Origin of the sequence: Curtobacterium sp. PhB191 (assembly GCF_004346515.1) — a bacterium.
Classification (GTDB): Bacteria; Actinomycetota; Actinomycetes; order Actinomycetales; family Microbacteriaceae; genus Curtobacterium.
The window spans coordinates 249,944-266,072 of sequence record NZ_SMBV01000003.1 but is presented as its reverse complement, the minus strand read 5'-3'; the positions used below and the strand labels follow the sequence as shown (position 1 = coordinate 266,072).

General features: G+C 68.2%; 11 protein-coding genes. 8 read left to right on the top strand and 3 right to left on the bottom strand.

The genetic code is table 11. The features are described 5' to 3' along the window. Positions 1-18: 18 nt before the first annotated feature. The 3 genes from dnaE to EDF48_RS06930 are packed head-to-tail and all read left to right on the top strand — an operon-like array spanning position 19 to position 4,764. Positions 19-3,552, top strand: coding sequence for a DNA polymerase III subunit alpha (dnaE, locus tag EDF48_RS06940; RefSeq protein WP_131878986.1), 3,534 nt, complete (start codon positions 19-21; stop codon positions 3,550-3,552). 13 nt (positions 3,553-3,565) lie between these two features. Next, the gene (locus EDF48_RS06935) at positions 3,566-3,916 is read left to right on the top strand and encodes a DUF2200 domain-containing protein (protein ID WP_131879175.1); all 351 of its coding nucleotides are present in this window, start codon (positions 3,566-3,568) and stop codon (positions 3,914-3,916) included. Then, entirely contained in the window at positions 3,913-4,764 is an 852-nt protein-coding gene (locus EDF48_RS06930) for a hypothetical protein (protein WP_131878985.1), read from the top strand. Before EDF48_RS06935 ends, EDF48_RS06930 begins: the two co-directional genes overlap by 4 nt. A gap of 53 nt (positions 4,765-4,817) precedes the next feature. Here the strand turns inward: EDF48_RS06930 and EDF48_RS06925 are convergent, their stop codons facing one another. Continuing rightward, positions 4,818-6,272, bottom strand: coding sequence for a glycosyltransferase family 2 protein (locus EDF48_RS06925; RefSeq protein WP_131878984.1), 1,455 nt, complete (start codon positions 6,270-6,272; stop codon positions 4,818-4,820). After that, entirely contained in the window at positions 6,269-7,639 is a 1,371-nt protein-coding gene (locus tag EDF48_RS06920; protein ID WP_131878983.1) for a glycosyltransferase family 4 protein, read from the bottom strand. The genes EDF48_RS06925 and EDF48_RS06920 overlap by 4 nt, the downstream gene beginning before the upstream one ends. Positions 7,640-7,807: 168 nt before the next feature. Between EDF48_RS06920 and EDF48_RS06915 the strand changes: the two genes are divergently transcribed. Genes EDF48_RS06915 through EDF48_RS06905 form a run of 3 tightly spaced genes read left to right on the top strand, consistent with a single transcriptional unit; the run spans position 7,808 to position 10,079 of the window. Beyond that, a complete protein-coding gene (locus EDF48_RS06915; protein ID WP_111103526.1) occupies positions 7,808-8,629 on the top strand; it encodes an ABC transporter permease in 822 nt (273 codons plus the stop codon). Positions 8,630-8,673: 44 nt separating this feature from the next. Further along, positions 8,674-9,354 carry an ABC transporter ATP-binding protein gene (locus EDF48_RS06910; RefSeq protein WP_110892815.1) on the top strand — a complete coding sequence of 227 codons (681 nt, stop codon included), beginning with the start codon at positions 8,674-8,676 and terminating at the stop codon, positions 9,352-9,354. A gap of 26 nt (positions 9,355-9,380) precedes the next feature. After that, positions 9,381-10,079, top strand: coding sequence for an acyltransferase (locus tag EDF48_RS06905; RefSeq protein ID WP_243698055.1), 699 nt, complete (start codon positions 9,381-9,383; stop codon positions 10,077-10,079). Here the strand turns inward: EDF48_RS06905 and EDF48_RS06900 are convergent. Then, complete coding sequence (locus tag EDF48_RS06900; protein ID WP_131878982.1) at positions 10,013-12,742, bottom strand: CDP-glycerol glycerophosphotransferase family protein; 2,730 nt, start codon at positions 12,740-12,742, stop codon at positions 10,013-10,015. The genes EDF48_RS06905 and EDF48_RS06900 overlap by 67 nt on opposite strands. Before the next feature lie 120 nt (positions 12,743-12,862). On the opposite strand from EDF48_RS06900, the gene EDF48_RS06895 reads away from it, so the two are divergent. Together EDF48_RS06895 and EDF48_RS06890 are read left to right on the top strand one after the other, a co-directional pair. Further along, positions 12,863-14,428 (top strand): glycosyltransferase family 2 protein, encoded by a 1,566-nt coding sequence (locus tag EDF48_RS06895; RefSeq protein ID WP_131878981.1) that lies wholly within the window; start codon positions 12,863-12,865, stop codon positions 14,426-14,428. Next, positions 14,425-16,128, top strand: coding sequence for a glycosyltransferase family A protein (locus tag EDF48_RS06890; RefSeq protein WP_131878980.1), 1,704 nt, complete (start codon positions 14,425-14,427; stop codon positions 16,126-16,128). Before EDF48_RS06895 ends, EDF48_RS06890 begins: the two co-directional genes overlap by 4 nt. The last annotated feature ends 1 nt before the right edge of the window (position 16,129 follow it).

The window sequence follows — 16,129 nt, the reverse complement described above, 5'->3', positions numbered from 1 at the left end:
CGTTCGACCGGAGGTTCCGTGGCGGATTCCGACTCCTTCGTCCACCTGCACGTGCACAGCGAGTACTCGATGCTCGACGGCGCGGCCAGGCTCGGCGACCTCGTGCAGGAGACCGCTGCGCAGGGCATGCCGGCTGTGGCGGTGACCGACCACGGCAACATGTTCGGCGCCTTCGAGTTCTGGAAGGCCGCCAAGGCCGGCGGCGTCAAGCCGATCATCGGGACCGAGGCTTACATCACGCCCCGGACCCACCGCACGGACAAGACCCGTGTGCGGTGGGGCGACGGCGGTGGGGACGACGTCTCCGGTGCCGGTTCGTACACGCACATGACGATGTTCGCCGAGAACACGACGGGCATGCACAACCTGTTCCGGCTGTCGTCGAAGGCGTCGCTCGAGGGCTACTACTTCAAGCCGCGCATGGACATCGAGCTGCTCGAGGAGTACCACGAGGGCATCATCGCCACGACGGGGTGCCCGTCGGGCGAGGTCCAGACGCGCCTGCGCCTCGGCCAGTACGACGAAGCCGTCAAGGCCGCCGCCGACTACCGCGACATCTTCGGCAAGGAGAACTACTTCGCCGAGGTCATGGACCACGGACTCGAGATCGAGCGTCGGATCATGAGCGACCTGATCCGGCTGGCGAAGGACCTCGACATCCCGCTGGTCGGCACGAACGACCTGCACTACACACACTCGCACGACGCCAAGTCGCACGCCGCCCTGCTGTGCGTGCAGTCGGGTTCGACGCTGAACGACCCGAACCGGTTCAAGTTCGACGCCGACGAGTTCTACCTGAAGTCCCCGCAGCAGATGCGGCACGTCTTCCGCGACAACCCCGAGGCCTGCGACAACACGCTGCTCATCGCCGAGCGGTGCAACGTCGAGTTCGACACCTCGGCGAACTACATGCCGAAGTTCCCGGTGCCGGCGGGCGAGACCGAGCACTCCTGGTTCGAGAAGGAGGTCGCGAAGGGGCTGGACTACCGGTACCCGGACGGCATCCCGGCCGAGGTGCAGGAGCGTGCCGACTACGAGGTCGGCATCATCAACCAGATGGGGTTCCCGGGGTACTTCCTCGTGGTCTCCGACTTCATCCTGTGGTCGAAGAACAACGGCATCCGCGTCGGCCCCGGCCGTGGTTCCGGTGCCGGCTCGATGGTCGCGTACGCGATGCGTATCACCGACCTCGACCCGATCCGGCACGGCCTGATCTTCGAGCGGTTCCTGAACCCGGACCGCGTCTCGATGCCCGACTTCGACGTCGACTTCGACGACCGGCGCCGCGGTGAGGCGATCAAGTACGTCACCGAGAAGTACGGGTCGGAGCGCGTCGCGCAGATCGTCACCTACGGCACGATCAAGGCGAAGCAGGCGCTGAAGGACTCCTCGCGCGTCCTCGGGTTCCCGTTCGGCATGGGCGAGAAGCTCACCAAGGCGATGCCGCCGCCCGTGATGGGCAAGGACATCCCGCTCACCGGGATCTTCGACAAGGACCACCCGCGCTACAAGGAAGCCGTCGACGTCCGCACCGTGGTCGAGACCGACCCCGAGGCGAAGACCGTCTTCGACACCGCGCTCGGGCTCGAGGGGCTGAAGCGCCAGTGGGGCGTGCACGCGGCCGGCGTCATCATGTCGAGCGACCCGCTCATCGACATCATCCCGATCATGAAGCGGGAGCAGGACGGCCAGGTCGTCACGCAGTTCGACTACCCGGCAGCGGAGTCGCTCGGCCTGATCAAGATGGACTTCCTGGGGCTCCGCAACCTCACGATCATCAGTGACGCCCTCGACAACATCAAGAACAACCGTGGCATCGAGCTCGACCTCGAGACCATGGGGCTCGAGGACCCCGAGGCGTACGCGCTCCTGCAACGCGGTGACACACTCGGCGTCTTCCAGCTCGACGGTGGACCGATGCGCGGCCTGCTGCGCCTGATGAAGCCCGACAACTTCGAGGACATCTCCGCGCTCATCGCCCTGTACCGTCCGGGCCCCATGGGTGCGAACTCGCACACGAACTACGCGCTCCGCAAGAACGGCGAGCAGGCGATCACGCCGATCCACCCGGAGCTCGAAGAGCCCCTGGCGGAGATCCTCGGCGGGACCTACGGCCTGATCATCTACCAGGAGCAGGTCATGGCCATCGCGCAGAAGGTCGCGGGGTTCTCCCTCGGCCAGGCGGACATCCTCCGCCGCGCGATGGGCAAGAAGAAGAAGTCCGAGCTCGACAAGCAGTACGCGGGCTTCGAGAAGGGCATGCTGGACAACGGCTACTCGGCCGCGGCGATCAAGATGCTGTGGGACATCCTGCTGCCGTTCTCCGACTACGCGTTCAACAAGGCGCACTCCGCCGCGTACGGCGTGGTCTCGTTCTGGACCGCCTACCTGAAGGCGCACTACCCGGCCGAGTACATGGCGGCGCTGCTCACCTCGGTGGGTGACGCCCGCGACAAGCTCGCGCTGTACCTGAACGAGTGCCGCCGCATGGGCATCAAGGTCATGCCGCCGGACGTCAACGAGTCGATCGGCTTCTTCGCCGCTGTCGGTGAGGACATCCGGTTCGGCATGGGCGCGATCCGCAACGTCGGGTTCAACGTCGTCGACGACATCGTGAATGCCCGCACCGACAAGGGCGCGTTCGAGTCGTTCCACGACTTCCTGCGCAAGATCCCGATCTCGTCGGCGAACAAGCGGACCGTCGAGTCGCTCATCAAGGCGGGTGCCTTCGACGAGTTCGGCGACTCCCGCCGCGCCCTGGTCGAGATCCACGAGGGCGCGGTCGAAGGCGCCGTCAAGGTCAAGCGTGACGAGGCCCACGGCAACGTCGGCTTCGACTTCGACTCGCTGTTCGCCGAGGTCGCCGAGGAATCGCCGGCCACCGGTCCGGTGTCACAGGTGCCTGACCGTCCGGAATGGTCCAAGCGCGACAAGCTCGCGTTCGAGCGCGACATGCTCGGCCTCTACGTCTCCGACCACCCGCTCGCCGGGCTCGAGATCGAGCTCGCGAAGCACCAGTCGATCACCATCGCCGACCTCATCGCGGCCGACGACTCGGTCGAGGGCGAGACCGTCACGGTCGCGGGTCTGCTGACGAGCGTGCAACACCGGGTGGCGAAGACGAGCGGCAACCCGTACGGCATCGTCGACATCGAGGACTTCGGCGGCCAGATCGGCGTGATGTTCCTCGGCAAGACCTACCAGGAGTTCGGTCCGTCGCTCGTGGCCGACTCGATCGTGGTCCTGCGCGGTCGTGTGAACGTCCGCGACGACGGCAAGGCCCTGCACGCAGTGAGCATGTTCCAGCCGGCGATCGGCGACGCGATGGGCTCTGGCCCGCTCACGTTGTCGCTGCCGGAGCGGCAGGCCACCACGTCCACGGTGACGGAGCTCGCGGCCGTGCTCGGACGGCACCAGGGTGAGACCGAGGTCCGCCTGAAGCTGCTGAAGGACGACGTCGCGCGCACGTTCGAGCTGCCGTTCCCGGTGAACCTGACACCCGACCTGTTCGGCGAGCTGAAGAGCCTGCTCGGGCCGCGCTGCCTGGTGTAGCGGGGGCGTGACCGTGGCCGGACACCGGATCTTCGGGACGCCCTTCGCGGGGGTCTACCCGCACTACCTGGCGAAGGTGGAGCGGAAGGGCCACACGAAGGGCGAGCTCGACGCCGTCATCACGTGGCTGACCGGGTTCGACGATGCAGCGCTTGCACGGCACCTGGCGGACGAGACCACGTTCGAGGGCTTCTTCGCCGCCGCGCAGCTGCACCCGAACGCGCCGCTCATCACGGGCGTGATCTGCGGCGTCCGGATCGAGGAGATCGACGACCCGCTCATGCGGCAGATCCGGTACCTCGACAAGCTCGTCGACGAGGTCGCGAAGGGCCGTCCGATGGCGAAGGTGTTGCGGACCGCGTGACCGGAGCCGGCGGGAGTGTTCCCGGCGCCGAGGTGCTGCGTGCCTTCGGGGTCGCCGGGTCCACGCCCGTGCCGCTCGCGGGTGGGCGCGGGCTGACCTGGCGTGCCGGGGGCATCGTCCTCCGGCCGCACGACGGCGTTGCGGTGACCGACTGGCGTGCCGGCGTCCTGGCGGAACTCGACCACGCAGCGGGCTCCGAGTACCCGGCCGAGTTCCGCACACCCCGACCCGTGGCCACCCGCGACGGCAGCTGGCGGTCGGGGGACTGGGAGGCGTGGGAGTTCGTGCCCGGCGCGGCTCACGAGTCCCGCGTCGAGGACGTGATCCGGGCGGGTCGTGCCTTCCACCGCGCGATCGCCGGCCTGGAGCGACCCGCGTTCCTCGGTACGGATCCCGGCGCCGGCACGGCCGTCACCGCATCCAGCGCCGCTACCGACCCGTGGGCACGTGCCGACCGGATGGCGTGGGGCGAGGAACCGCTGCCGTCGGACCCGACCCTCGACCGGCTCGCCGCGGCGTTCCGCCCGGTCCGAGCACCGTCGCAGCTGGTCCACGGGGACCTGCTCGGCAACGTGCTGTTCGCCGACGGGCAGCCACCGACGATCATCGACTGGCCGCCGTACTGGCGTCCGGCGGGGTTCGGCACCGCGATCGCGGCCGTCGACGCGGTGTGCTGGCACGGGGTCCCGGTCGGTCGGCTCGACGCGCTCGGCGACGACGAGCCGGAGTGGCGTCAGCTGCTGGTCCGGGCGCTCGTGTTCCGCATCGCGTCGCTCCACCAGCTGGGCGCGTGGGACGCGACGTGCGTCGCACGCCACCGTCCGGTAGTCGACGTGGTCGCCGTCTGACGGGAGGCCCGTGGCGGGGCCGCCACGGGCCTCCCGTCAGCAGGTGCGTCGTGTCAGGCGCCGCGCCCGGTGATCGCGCGGATCCGCGCGACGACGCGGGGGTTGCGCGCCCCGAAGCTCAGCGCGGTGAGCCGGCGGAGCGACACGGTCGCGCGGTGGACGAGCAGGCCCGTCGCCTCGGCGATGTCGGAGACGGCGTGCCACCGGGCACGGAGCGATGCCGGGTCGATCTCGGTGGCGGCCGCCATCCGGATCAGCTCGACGAGCCCCTCGCCGCCACGCCAGGAGGTGCTCTGGTTCTCGAAGCGGCGCAGGATGCGGTCGATCGCCGAGGCACGGTGGTTCGCGACGGCGTGCGACCAGCGCACGTCCTGCGACACCGGGTCGACGAGGATCCAGCGGGGGGCGTTCGCGTTGAGCGCCGAGAGCTGTGCGAACGTCGTCAGGGTGCCGAGGGCGATCGCGACGTCGAAGATCTGCCGCGGGCGACCGCCCACGGCGATGGCGGCCCCGGGGAAGGCCTGCCGCGCGGTCCGGATCTGCGACTTCGCGACGATGACCGTCACGACCACGTCGTCCGGAGCGGCTTCGAGGGTGTTGAGGACTCGAGCGACGACTTCGTTCGTCAGGTCCGCCGGCACGTGCAGTGCGACGCGGACCACGTCGTCGTCGGGCAGGAACGCGTCGGCGAACACGTCGACGGCGTCGCGGTAGCGAGCGAGGAACAGGGCGACGGCGCCGGCGTAGAACGGGTACCGCTCGAGCAGGATGCGCTCGTGCTCCAGCCGGAGCGACGGGCCGCGGTCACCGCTGAAGCTCGTCGAGCCGGTGTGCAGGACGAGCGCGCGGTTCGCCAGGACCGACGTGAAACCGTGCTCGTTGATGCGCAGGCAGAAGTCGTTCTCCTCGCCGTAGCCGGGGGAGAACACCTCGTCGAACAGGCCGAAGCGGTCGACCATCTCGCGCCGGATCAGGAAGCAGAACCCCATCGCCACCGGCGACACGGTCGAGCGTGGGAGCAGGTACTTCGTGCGGCCGTGCAGCTCGCGCGTCCGGCGCGGCGGCAGCGTCGCACGCGGGTTGCGCCGGGCGTACGGGAACGACGCGATGGTCGCGTTGTCGCTCCGCGCACACACGACGCCGATCGCGTCGTCGGACGCCAGCACCGCGGTCATCTCGTCGAGGAACCCGGGCATCGGCACCGTGTCGCTGTTGAGCAGCAGGACGTCGTTGCCGGTCCGGTCGAGTTCGAGCACGGCGCGGTTGCAGTTGCCGACGAACCCGAGGTTGCGCGGGTTGCGGGTGTACTCGAAACCGGCGTGCTCGCCGACGAGCTCGAGGACGCGGGCTTCGATCGTGTCGACGTGGGGCCCGACGTCGTTGGCCAGCAGGACCCGGTCGACCGAGAAGTCGACGGTCTCCAGCAGCGCCTGGATGCAGCGCTCGAGGCCCGGGAGGTCGTCGTAGATCGGGACGACGATCGTCACCGGACGTCGGTCGCGGCTCATCGTCGCGCCAGCTTCCGTGCGACCACACCCGGTCGGGCGAGCAGTCGGCCGACCGTTCCGGAGCGGGCGCGCACCCGGTTCGCGAGCAGGCCGAGCGCGGCGCGCGCACTCGTGGCACCGAGCGACGCGTACGCGCCCGGGAGCTCGAACCAGTACCGCGCGGCCTGGGGGAGGCGGTAGCCCTCGGTGCCGACCAGCGCGACGAGGCGTGCGATCGCTGCCGCGTTGTCGTGGCCTGCGCCCGTGACCGAGGCGAGCCGGTCCGGAGCAGCCGCACCGTGCCTCCTGGCCGTGTCCGGGTCGGCCGCGTACGACGCGAGCGCGTCCGCGAGGGCCGAGACGTCGTCGGCGTCCACGAGCACGCCGGTGACACCGTCGTCGACCAGCTCCGCGCTCCCGCCCTGGCGGGTCGCGACGACCGCCTTGCCCAGGGTCATGTACTCGGCCGTCGTGCGGCCGAAGGCCTCGATCGTCGACGGCGTGATGCAGGCGTCCGCCGCCTGGATGAACGGAGCGGGCGTGTGCTGCTCGCCCGCGAACACGACACGGTCGGCGACGCCGAGCGCGCGGGCGCGCTCGGTCAGGCGCTGGTCCTCGCCGGGGTGCTTCCAGCTGCCGACGAAGCAGACGCTCGCGGCGACGCCACGCTCGTGCAGCGCGCCGAGGGCGTCCACGACCCGGTGCTGCCCCTTCGACTCCTCGACACGGCCGAGGACCGTGATCCGGAGGCCGGGCTCGGCCTGCGGGAACGGTGCGACCGCCGGCTCGTCGTCCTTCGTGGCCAGGAGCCGCTCGGTGTCGACCGTCGGGTACGCGACGGAGAGCTTGTCGGCGGGGATGTACTGCGCCAGGTGCTCGCGCATCGCCTCGGAGTTGGTGACGACGGCGCCGGACAGCAGGCCGATGTCGCCGAGGACACCCGCGCGCCCGGTCTGGAACTGCAGCCCGTGGTCGAGGTCGCCGTACTCACGGACGAACCACGCCTGCGGGATCCCGAGGACCGCGGCGGCGAACGACGCCCACGGTGCGACGAGGGTGTTCGTGACCACCAGGTCCGGGCGCTGCCGCTCGTACAGACGGATGATCGCGTTCACCGCGGCGTAGTCGACGGTGGCGAACGCAGCACGTTCCGCCGCCGGAGCCGGCTGCGGGCTCGGCAGCGCCCACCCGCGGAACCGCAGGGCGTCGTAGGACCAGCCGCGGTCGTCGAGCGCCTCGATGAACTTGCCCTTCGGGGCCTTCGTGACGAAGGTCGGGGTCATCGTCGGGTCGATCGCCAGCCAGTCCTCGACGAACCGGAGGAGGGACCGCTCCGCGCCGCCGAGGTTGACGGGCGCCGTCGAGTGGTTGGCGAAGCTGACGATCACCCACCAACTCTACTGAGATTTTGCGGAGTGTTCGTGCTCCGGCCACCCGCCGCGGGCAGAAGTCACCGCGTCGAACATGCGTTGTGCAACCTTTGTGCGAGAATGTCTCGTCCCCGAATCCCTGTGAGGAGCGCTCCGTTGCGCCCCGGAGGAGCCTGCACCCGAAGCATGACGTACCTGAACGAGCTCATGTCGTCGCGCGAGCTGCTGGCGAACCTCACTGCGCGCGAGGTCAAGGGCAAGTACCGCCGCACGGTCTTCGGGCAGCTGTGGTCCCTGATCAACCCGCTCGCGACGATGCTGATCTACACGATCGTGTACTCGTTCATCTTCCGGGCGCGTCTCGAGGTCGGTGACCCCAGCGGACTGAACATCTACCCGCTGTGGCTGATGTGCGGCCTGCTGCCGTGGATCTTCGCGCGCAACGTCATCAACTCGGGCATGACCTCGATCGTGGCCAACGGCTCGCTGATCAAGAAGGTCTACTTCCCGCGGATGACGCTGCCGCTCGCGGCCGTCGGGTCGTTCGGCTTCACCTGGCTCGTCGAGATGGGTGTGCTGTTGATCGCCCTCGCGATCGCGGGGTCGAACTTCTGGATCTACCTTCCGTTGATCGCGTTGACGATGGTGTTCCTCGCCATGTTCGCCGCCGGTCTCGGACTGATCCTGTCGATCATCAACGTGCACTTCCGCGACATGCAGCACCTCGTCGGCATCGGCCTGCAGATGTGGATGTACCTGTCGCCGATCATCTACCCGCTCTCGCTCGTCGAGGACGCCGCGAACAAGGCCGGACACCCGTGGATCATCCACGTCTACAAGCTCAACCCGATCGAGCGGTTCTCCGAGGTCTTCCGGAACCTCATGTACGACAACCGTCTCCCGAACTGGACCGACCTGGTCGCGTGCGCCCTCGCAGGATGCGTGTCGCTCGCACTCGGCTACTTCGTGTTCTCCCGCAACGAGAAGAAACTGGCTGAACTGCTGTGACCGATGCTGCCGTCTCTGTCGAACACATCTCCAAGCGGTTCCGCATGTACCACGAGCGGAACGACTCGCTGAAGAGCATGGTCATGCGTGGCAAGAAGTCCGTGCACGAGGACTTCTGGGCGCTCAAGGACGTGTCGTTCGAGGTGCCGCACGGGTCGACGTTCGGACTCATCGGCAAGAACGGGTCCGGCAAGTCCACGCTGCTGAAGTGCCTGGCCAAGATCCTCTGGCCCGAAGAGGGCTCGATCACCGCCCGCGGCAAGCAGGCGTCGCTGCTCGAGGTCGGTTCCGGGTTCCACCCCGAGCTCTCCGGTCGCGAGAACGTCTTCCTGAACGGCTCGATCCTCGGGATGAGCCGCAAGGAGGTGGCGCGGAAGTTCGACGACATCGTGTCCTTCTCCGGTGTCGGCAACTTCATCGACCAGCCGGTGAAGAACTACTCGTCGGGCATGTACGTCCGCCTCGGGTTCTCGGTCGCCGTCGCCGTCACCCCGGACATCCTCGTCGTGGACGAGGTGCTGGCCGTGGGCGACGCGACGTTCCGCAAGCGGTGCCAGACGAAGTTCAAGGAGATGAAGGACGAGGGCCGCACCGTCATCCTCGTCTCCCACTCGATGGGAACCGTCAAGGACATGTGCGATCAGGTCGCCTGGCTCAACGAAGGCGAGCTCAAGATGATCGGTCCGACGAAGAAGGTCGTGTCGGCCTACGAGGCCACCGTCTGACCCCGCGCTGCCCCTAAGGTTGATCCGTGCAAACGGATGTTGAGGAGCTGTCGGCGTACTCGGACGAGCGGGGCAACCGGATCGAGTACAGCGGCCCGAAGCGGGGCAACGTGAAGATCACGTTCCGCGGCTCGAACAACGTCATCAGGGTCCACGAACGTGCTCGCCTCGGGCGGATCGTGCTGAGCATGGACTGCGACAACGGCGTGTTCGAGATCGCTGAGAACCACGGCGCTCCGGCGTTCGTCGCGAACATCCGGATCGGCCAGGACTCGTCCGTGCTCGTCGGGGCGAACTCCTCGACGACCGCGAACTGCGTCATCTCGGCAACCGAGGGGACGACCGTGCGGATCGGCGATGACGTCATGATCGCCTCGCACGTGCAGATCCGGGCGGACGACGCGCACCCGATCTTCGACGTGCGCACGGGCAAGCGGGTCAACGTCTCGAAGTCGATCGAGATCGGTGACCACGTGTGGCTCGCCCTCGGGGTGACGGTCCTCGGCGGGACCACGATCGGACGGGGATCGGTCATCGGCACCGGGTCGATCGTCACCAACCAGGTCCCGAACAACTGCATAGCCGTCGGGACCCCGGCCAAGGTCGTCCGACGGGACGTCGCCTGGGAGCGACCGCACCTGTCGCTGAAGGAACCCTTCTACAAGCCGGACGCGTCGACCGTCGAGCGTTCGCCGTTCTGGGAGCTGACGGACCCCGACGACTGAGCGTCGGCGATCGGCTCCGCCTGAGGCTCGTCCGCCCGCGGTCCCCCCGTCAGCCACTCCATCATCTGGATCACGCGCTCGGAGTTGCGGCCATCGCGTGTGACGAACGTCCGCCGTGCACGCTCCCGGAACGTCGCCGACGGACGGAAGTCGGCCTCGGCGATCCGCTCGATCGCACGTTCGACCTCCTGCACGGAGCCGGTGACCTCGCCGAACCCGGCGTCGTCGTAGTCGAAGTAGCCGCGACGACCGCTGTGCGATCCGCCGAAGAACTCGCGGAGGTCGAAGTGGAAGTACACGACGGGGACGTCGATGAAGGCGGCGTCGAACGCCAGCGACGAGAAGTCGGTCACGAAGGCAGCGCTCCGCGCGAGGACGTCCTGTACACCGTCCACGGCGAAGTCGAGGATCTCCACGTCGTCGGGCAGGTTGAAGTCCGTCAGGTACGGGCGGAGGAGCGGGTGCGGCATGAGTGCGAGGCGCTTGCCGGTCCGCTTCGCCAACGCGCGGAGCTCTGGCGACGACATCAGCGCCGTGTACTCCTTCGCGAAACGGCTCTCCATGAACCGGTCGTCACGCTCCCAGGCGCCGGAACCCGCGACCTGCGCGCCGACGAGGTAGTGGCGCCACGTCGGCATCACGAGGATGAGATCGCGCTCGGCTTCGTGCTTCGACCGGCTCTTCTCGAGCAGGGCATCGAAGCGCGGCAAGCCGGTGAGGACGACCTCGTGCTCGGAGAAGATCCACTGGCCGTGGCCCGCGATCGCGTCCCGCTCCTGCGGCGTCGAGACCACGAAGAGGTCCGGTCGCTTCGAGTTGAGCCACCGCGACAGGTCGTAGTTGATCACGCCGTGCTGGAGGAACGTGAAGTGGAAGCGAGGATGGCCGAACTTCGACACCGGCAGGGGCTTCGTGACGAAGTCCGCGATGTGCGACGAGGCGACGTGTTCAGCGTGGAGCATGAGCTGCACCCACTCGAGCGAGCGGAACGCGACCATCCGGAACCCCTCGCGCTGCAGGCGGTCCCAGTCCCTGGAGTCGCGGTTCAGCACGAAGAAGGCGTTGATGTCCGGACGGTGCCGTCGCACGTACCGGTACGCGTGCTCCGCGTTGTCGTTCGCATCCGTGTCCCGGTCGATGAACACCCACGCGCCTTCGAACTTGTCGCGGGCTCGCCGCGAGCGGGCGAGTGCCGGCGCGACGGCGTTCCGGATGGCGGTCTTCCGCAGGGAGTTCCTGGTGCTGATCGCGCGCTCGCGCACGGCCCGCCAGACGTGTTGTTTGTTCGTCAGCTCCACCTCGTTCGGATCGACCACCCTTCGACGCTGCGCGAGGATCTGGGGTTCGAGCTGACGTCTGGTCAGCGTTGCGTAGTGGTTCGGCACCTCACCCCGCGCGAAGACGACCTGCTGATCGTCGACGTGCATCTCGGTGACGAAGCCGCGAGGGATCCACAGGACACGTCGGCGGACCAAGGGGCGCCCGTAGAAGACGAAGTCCTGGACGGTCTCGAACTCGGGGGTGACCTCGTGACCGTCGACCGTGATCCGTTCGACGGGGATGTCGCGGGTGAACCAGTACTGCAGCTGGACGAGCTGATGGGATTCGTCGACCTGGGCAAGGTTGACGGTGCTCGGACGATCGGCATCGGTCCGGTACCCCACGAGCATCGCGCGGCGGACGGCGAACTCGACCGGGAGGAGGTCGAAGGAGCGAACGGCCTCGGAGCCGACTCTGTCGAGGACTGCTGCCGCCAGTTCGTGGAACTCGTCGAAGGCGTCGACCGGAGCAAGCGCAGAGGGGGAGCGGATCGCACGTTCGCGCCGGAAGTACCCGACGAGGTCGTAGAGGACCGTGTTGGCGACCCAACGATCGACCGCCCCCATCGCCGAAGCCTCCTCGAGGAGCCCGAGGTGACCGTGTCGGAGTACGTCGGTGTACTTCCTGCGGTCGTCGTGGCTCGTCTGCATGGTGGAGCTGCCGTCACCGCGCTGCCGGTACCGGTACTTCGCAGAGGCCATCAGGCCGATCTTGTGCAGGTGGTTCCGCAGCAGGTAACGGGCCACGAAGTGCGCGTCCTCGAACGTCGGGCGGACCCGCTCGTCGAACTCGAGCCCGGATGCCTCGATGAGATCGCGACGCATGAACGCCGCGTTCACCCCGGTCTGCACGATCGGGTCCAAGCGCATGTCGACGATGCGCGAGCCCTTCTCGAAACGCTTGCGCGACGGGTGGCCGTCGGTCACGTTGCCGTCGTCGTCCAGGAGGAGCAGGTGGGCGGCGAGGAGGGCCACCTCGTCGGAGGCGTGCAGGTCGATGAACTTGGCGACCTCTTCGAAGTAGCGCTCGTCCAGCTCGTCGTCCGCGTCGACGAAGGTGACCCACTGTCCGGTGGACTGCGCCAGTCCCACGTTCCTCGCGCTGGCGATCCAGGCGTTGCTCTGGTGGATCACGGTCACGTCGGAGCCGGCGGACCGACTCCACTCGTCCAGGAGCGAGCTCGTCGAGTCCGTCGAACCGTCGTCCACGAACACGAACTGCAGCAGGTCCCGGTCCACTGTCTGTCGTTCGAACGAGCGGAGGAGTGTGGGCAGGTACCGTTCGACGTCGTACGCAGCGACGACGACGGAGATGAGTGGTGTTGTCCGGGTCCCTGAGGCCATGGGGTGGATCAGCTTCCTGTCTTCGTGTGGCACGTGCTGCGATAGTTTAGGGCGGAAGTCGAGGGCTGCTCGTCGCGGACTCTGCAACTCGAACGTGTTGAACTCCTGGAGAACAGACCTGTGACCGGACCCCTCCCCGTGCTGTCGGTCGTCGTGCCGGTGGGAACAGTCGACAACCGGTTCGACCTCGCGCTCGAGGCGCTGCGGTCGCAGACTCACATGCAGCTCGAGATCATCCTGGTGCTCGACGGGCTCGACCTCGCGGCGCGGACCACCGTTCACGGCGTTGCGGCCCGTGACCCTCGGGTGGTCGTGGTCGAGAACGACGAGCGGCTCGGCGCGGGCAATGCGCGCAACGTCGGGCTGCGCGCGGCGACCGGCGAGTACGTCGCGTTCGCGGACGCCGACGATGTCGTGCCGACGGACGCGTACCGGCGACTGCTCGCCGCCTTCGCTCAGGCCGCCCCCGACGTGGTGAGCGGACGGGCAGAGCAGTTCACCTCGGACGGCCGGGAGACGACCTACTGGACGGTCGACGACGCACTCTGGGCCACGGGTGGACGCGGTCTCCGCCTGTCGGACACTCCAGTCCTCGCGTTCGACCACACGCCGTGGAACAAGGTCTTCAAGCGGACGTGGTTGCTCGACACCGGCGTCGAGTTCGCCACACGCACCACGTGCGAAGACGTCTCGTGGTGGGCGCAGCTCGTGGTGCGCGCGACGGTCGACGTCGTTCCGGAGGTCGTCTACCGCCATCGTCGACACGACGCTTCGGTGACGGCGGGCATCGGTCGTGGTGACGACCTGAGCGACTGGGTCGTGCAGACCAGAGCAGCCGTCGAGACGTACGAAGCGCACGGTGCACGTGAAGCCTGCGCTGCACTGGGCAGGCGGTTGATCCGCCGAGAAGCCTGGACACGGGTCCGGGCGATCGATGCGCTCAGCCCATCGGATGCACAGGTGCTCGCTGACTTCGTGGCCTGGATCGGATCGTGGGCAGAGCCGACCGAGTTCGAGCAGCTCAGCGCGTTCCCCGGGACCGCGTACGCGCTGCTCCGGCAGCGCGAGACCCACCTCGTCGCTGCTTTCGTCAGGGCGTTCGACCAACCCGCGGACGACGCCGTCGAGCGATGGCGCCGCCTTGCCCCCGAAGTCGGCCGCGCGATCGCATCCGGTGGCGACTTGGCTGCCGACCTCTGGCGTGAGCGCATGTTCCGGCCGGTCCTCGACGCGGCGCAGCGGCGTGAGGTGCTCCCGATCCGCCCTGAGAGCGTCGTGGAGTTCTGGGAGGCGTTTGTGGGTGGCGGGTTGGACGACAACGAACAGCGGGTCCTCTCGGCTCTGCGCGACGGAGCAGTGGAGGATGTCGCGTTCCTGCGTCGGAACCGGCGTGTCCACCCAGTCGCCGATCGCCGCCTCGGCGCACTCAGGATCAGCTTCGAGGGCCTCGAGGGCTCCGCACAGGGGCGCATCCTCCGCGATCGCGACGGGGTGACCACGGTCGTCCACCAGGGAATGCTGTCCTCCGACACGGTCGTCGCGTCGTCCGCCCGCCCCGGTGACCTGTGGTCCGTCGAGTTCGCGTTGAGCGGTGGTCGACGGCACCGTGTCGAGGTCGCAGCGGCCCCGTCGGGGATCACCCGGGTCAGGAACGCCATCCGAGCGCGGAGTGGGCGACTCCGTTGACGGTCCAGCTCTCCGTCGTCATGCCGGTGCACGACGTCGCTCCGTGGATCGAGGAGCAACTCGACTGCGTCCTGCGTCAGGACGTCGATCTCGAGGTCATCGTCATCGACGACCGGTCGAGCGACGACACCTTCGCGCTGGTGGAGCGAGTCGCATTGCGTGACGAGCGGGTGCGACTCCACCGGTCCGGATCAGCGGGCGGCGGCGCCGCTCGCAACCAGGGGCTCGACCTCGCGCAGGGCGACTACCTGGTGTTCGCCGATGGGGACGATCTCGTGCCCGACGGTGCGTACCGATGCCTCGTCGAGGCGGCTGAATCGAGCAACGCGGCGATCGCGGTGGGCCGGCACCTCAAGTTCAGCTCGGGGGCAACGTGGGAACCGATGGCGTCGTGGTACGACGTTCACGACGGCGGCGTCACGGATCTCGAGTCCACGCCGAGACTCGTGGCCAACCGGGCGTGCTGGAACCGTGTGTTCCGGACCGACTTCCTGCGTGCGGAGGGGATCCGGTTTCCCGACGTGGCACGCTCGAACGACATCGTCCCGATGGTCCGCGCCTACGTCGCGGCGGACCGGATCGCTGTCGTGTCTGAGGTCGTCTACCTCTACCGGGAACGGCCGGGGACGTCCTCCATGACCGCACGAGCGTCGAGCGTCGACGGCGTGACCAGCTACCTCGGACAGGAGATGGAGGTGGCGTCGCTGCTCGCGGACGCCGCTCCGAACGTCCGCCGTGCCCATGCCGAAGTCGTCCTCGGCGCCGACGGGTACGTCCACCTCGATCGGTTCCTCCGCGGGCAGCCGACCGCGCACGAGCTGGACGCGGTCATCGACGTGGTGCGTCGCTTGTTGCGGGTCATCCCAGGGGACGATCGCGAGGCGGTCCGCGCGGAACGTCGAGCACTTTGGTTCCTGTTGGCGAACGGAGCGGCGGACGTCGCCGTGCGGTTCGCTTCGGCGATGCACGAGGGCCAGGACGACCACGCCGTTCCACTGCCGATCGTTCGTGGCTGGTCGGAGGTGATCCGCACGGTCGTCGAACTCGGTCAGGAGGCCGAGTTCGCGCTCGATCGCGAGAAGCTCGTGAACGACGGGCCGCTGGTCCTCCTGGCCAACCGTGCCGAACACACTGACGTGATGGTCCTCGACTCCGCCGTGACGGACCTCGTCGGTCTGGTTGCCGGCGTCGAGGGCCGTTCGGAGGTCCTCCGGGCGGTGTCCGGAGCCGTGCGTGCGCTTGACCCGGTGGGCGTGAAACTCGTGTCGGGAGCACGCCACCTGGCGCCCCTCGTCGTGGACCGAGCAGATCCCGGAGTCGGACTGCTGACGTTGGCTGGGCCGTTGGGGGCGACGGTGCCCGACGGAGCCTCCCTCGAGTTGGCGCTCACCGGCCCTGACGGAGACGAGATCCTGCTCGGACTCGACCACGACGACGCTCGGTGGTGGCTCCGCGTCGAGGACGACGACGTGCACGCGGGTCGGCACCACACGGCGTTCCGGATCGCGTTCCGCGACCAACGCCTCGAGTTCACAGTGGTGACCGCGCGGATGCCGTTGCCGCCCGTCGCGGAGGACGTGCGGCTCCAGCCCCTGGCTGATCGAAGTGACGGCTGGCGTTTCCTCATCGACCGACGTGCGCCGAACCCGTCAGTCGCGCGACGCCTCCTACGAGCGGCGCGAGCCACTCTCGGCAGGTGAC

What these genes read in the sequence shown, in the direction of transcription:
- EDF48_RS06925 (WP_131878984.1), bottom strand. Translation starts at nt 6,272, where the DNA reads ATGAGCCGCGACCGACGTCCGGTGACGATCGTCGTCCCGATCTACGAC.
- EDF48_RS06915 (WP_111103526.1), top strand. Translation starts at nt 7,808, where the DNA reads ATGACGTACCTGAACGAGCTCATGTCGTCGCGCGAGCTGCTGGCGAAC.
- EDF48_RS06910 (WP_110892815.1), top strand. Translation starts at nt 8,674, where the DNA reads ATGTACCACGAGCGGAACGACTCGCTGAAGAGCATGGTCATGCGTGGC.
- EDF48_RS06900 (WP_131878982.1), bottom strand. Translation starts at nt 12,742, where the DNA reads ATGGCCTCAGGGACCCGGACAACACCACTCATCTCCGTCGTCGTCGCT.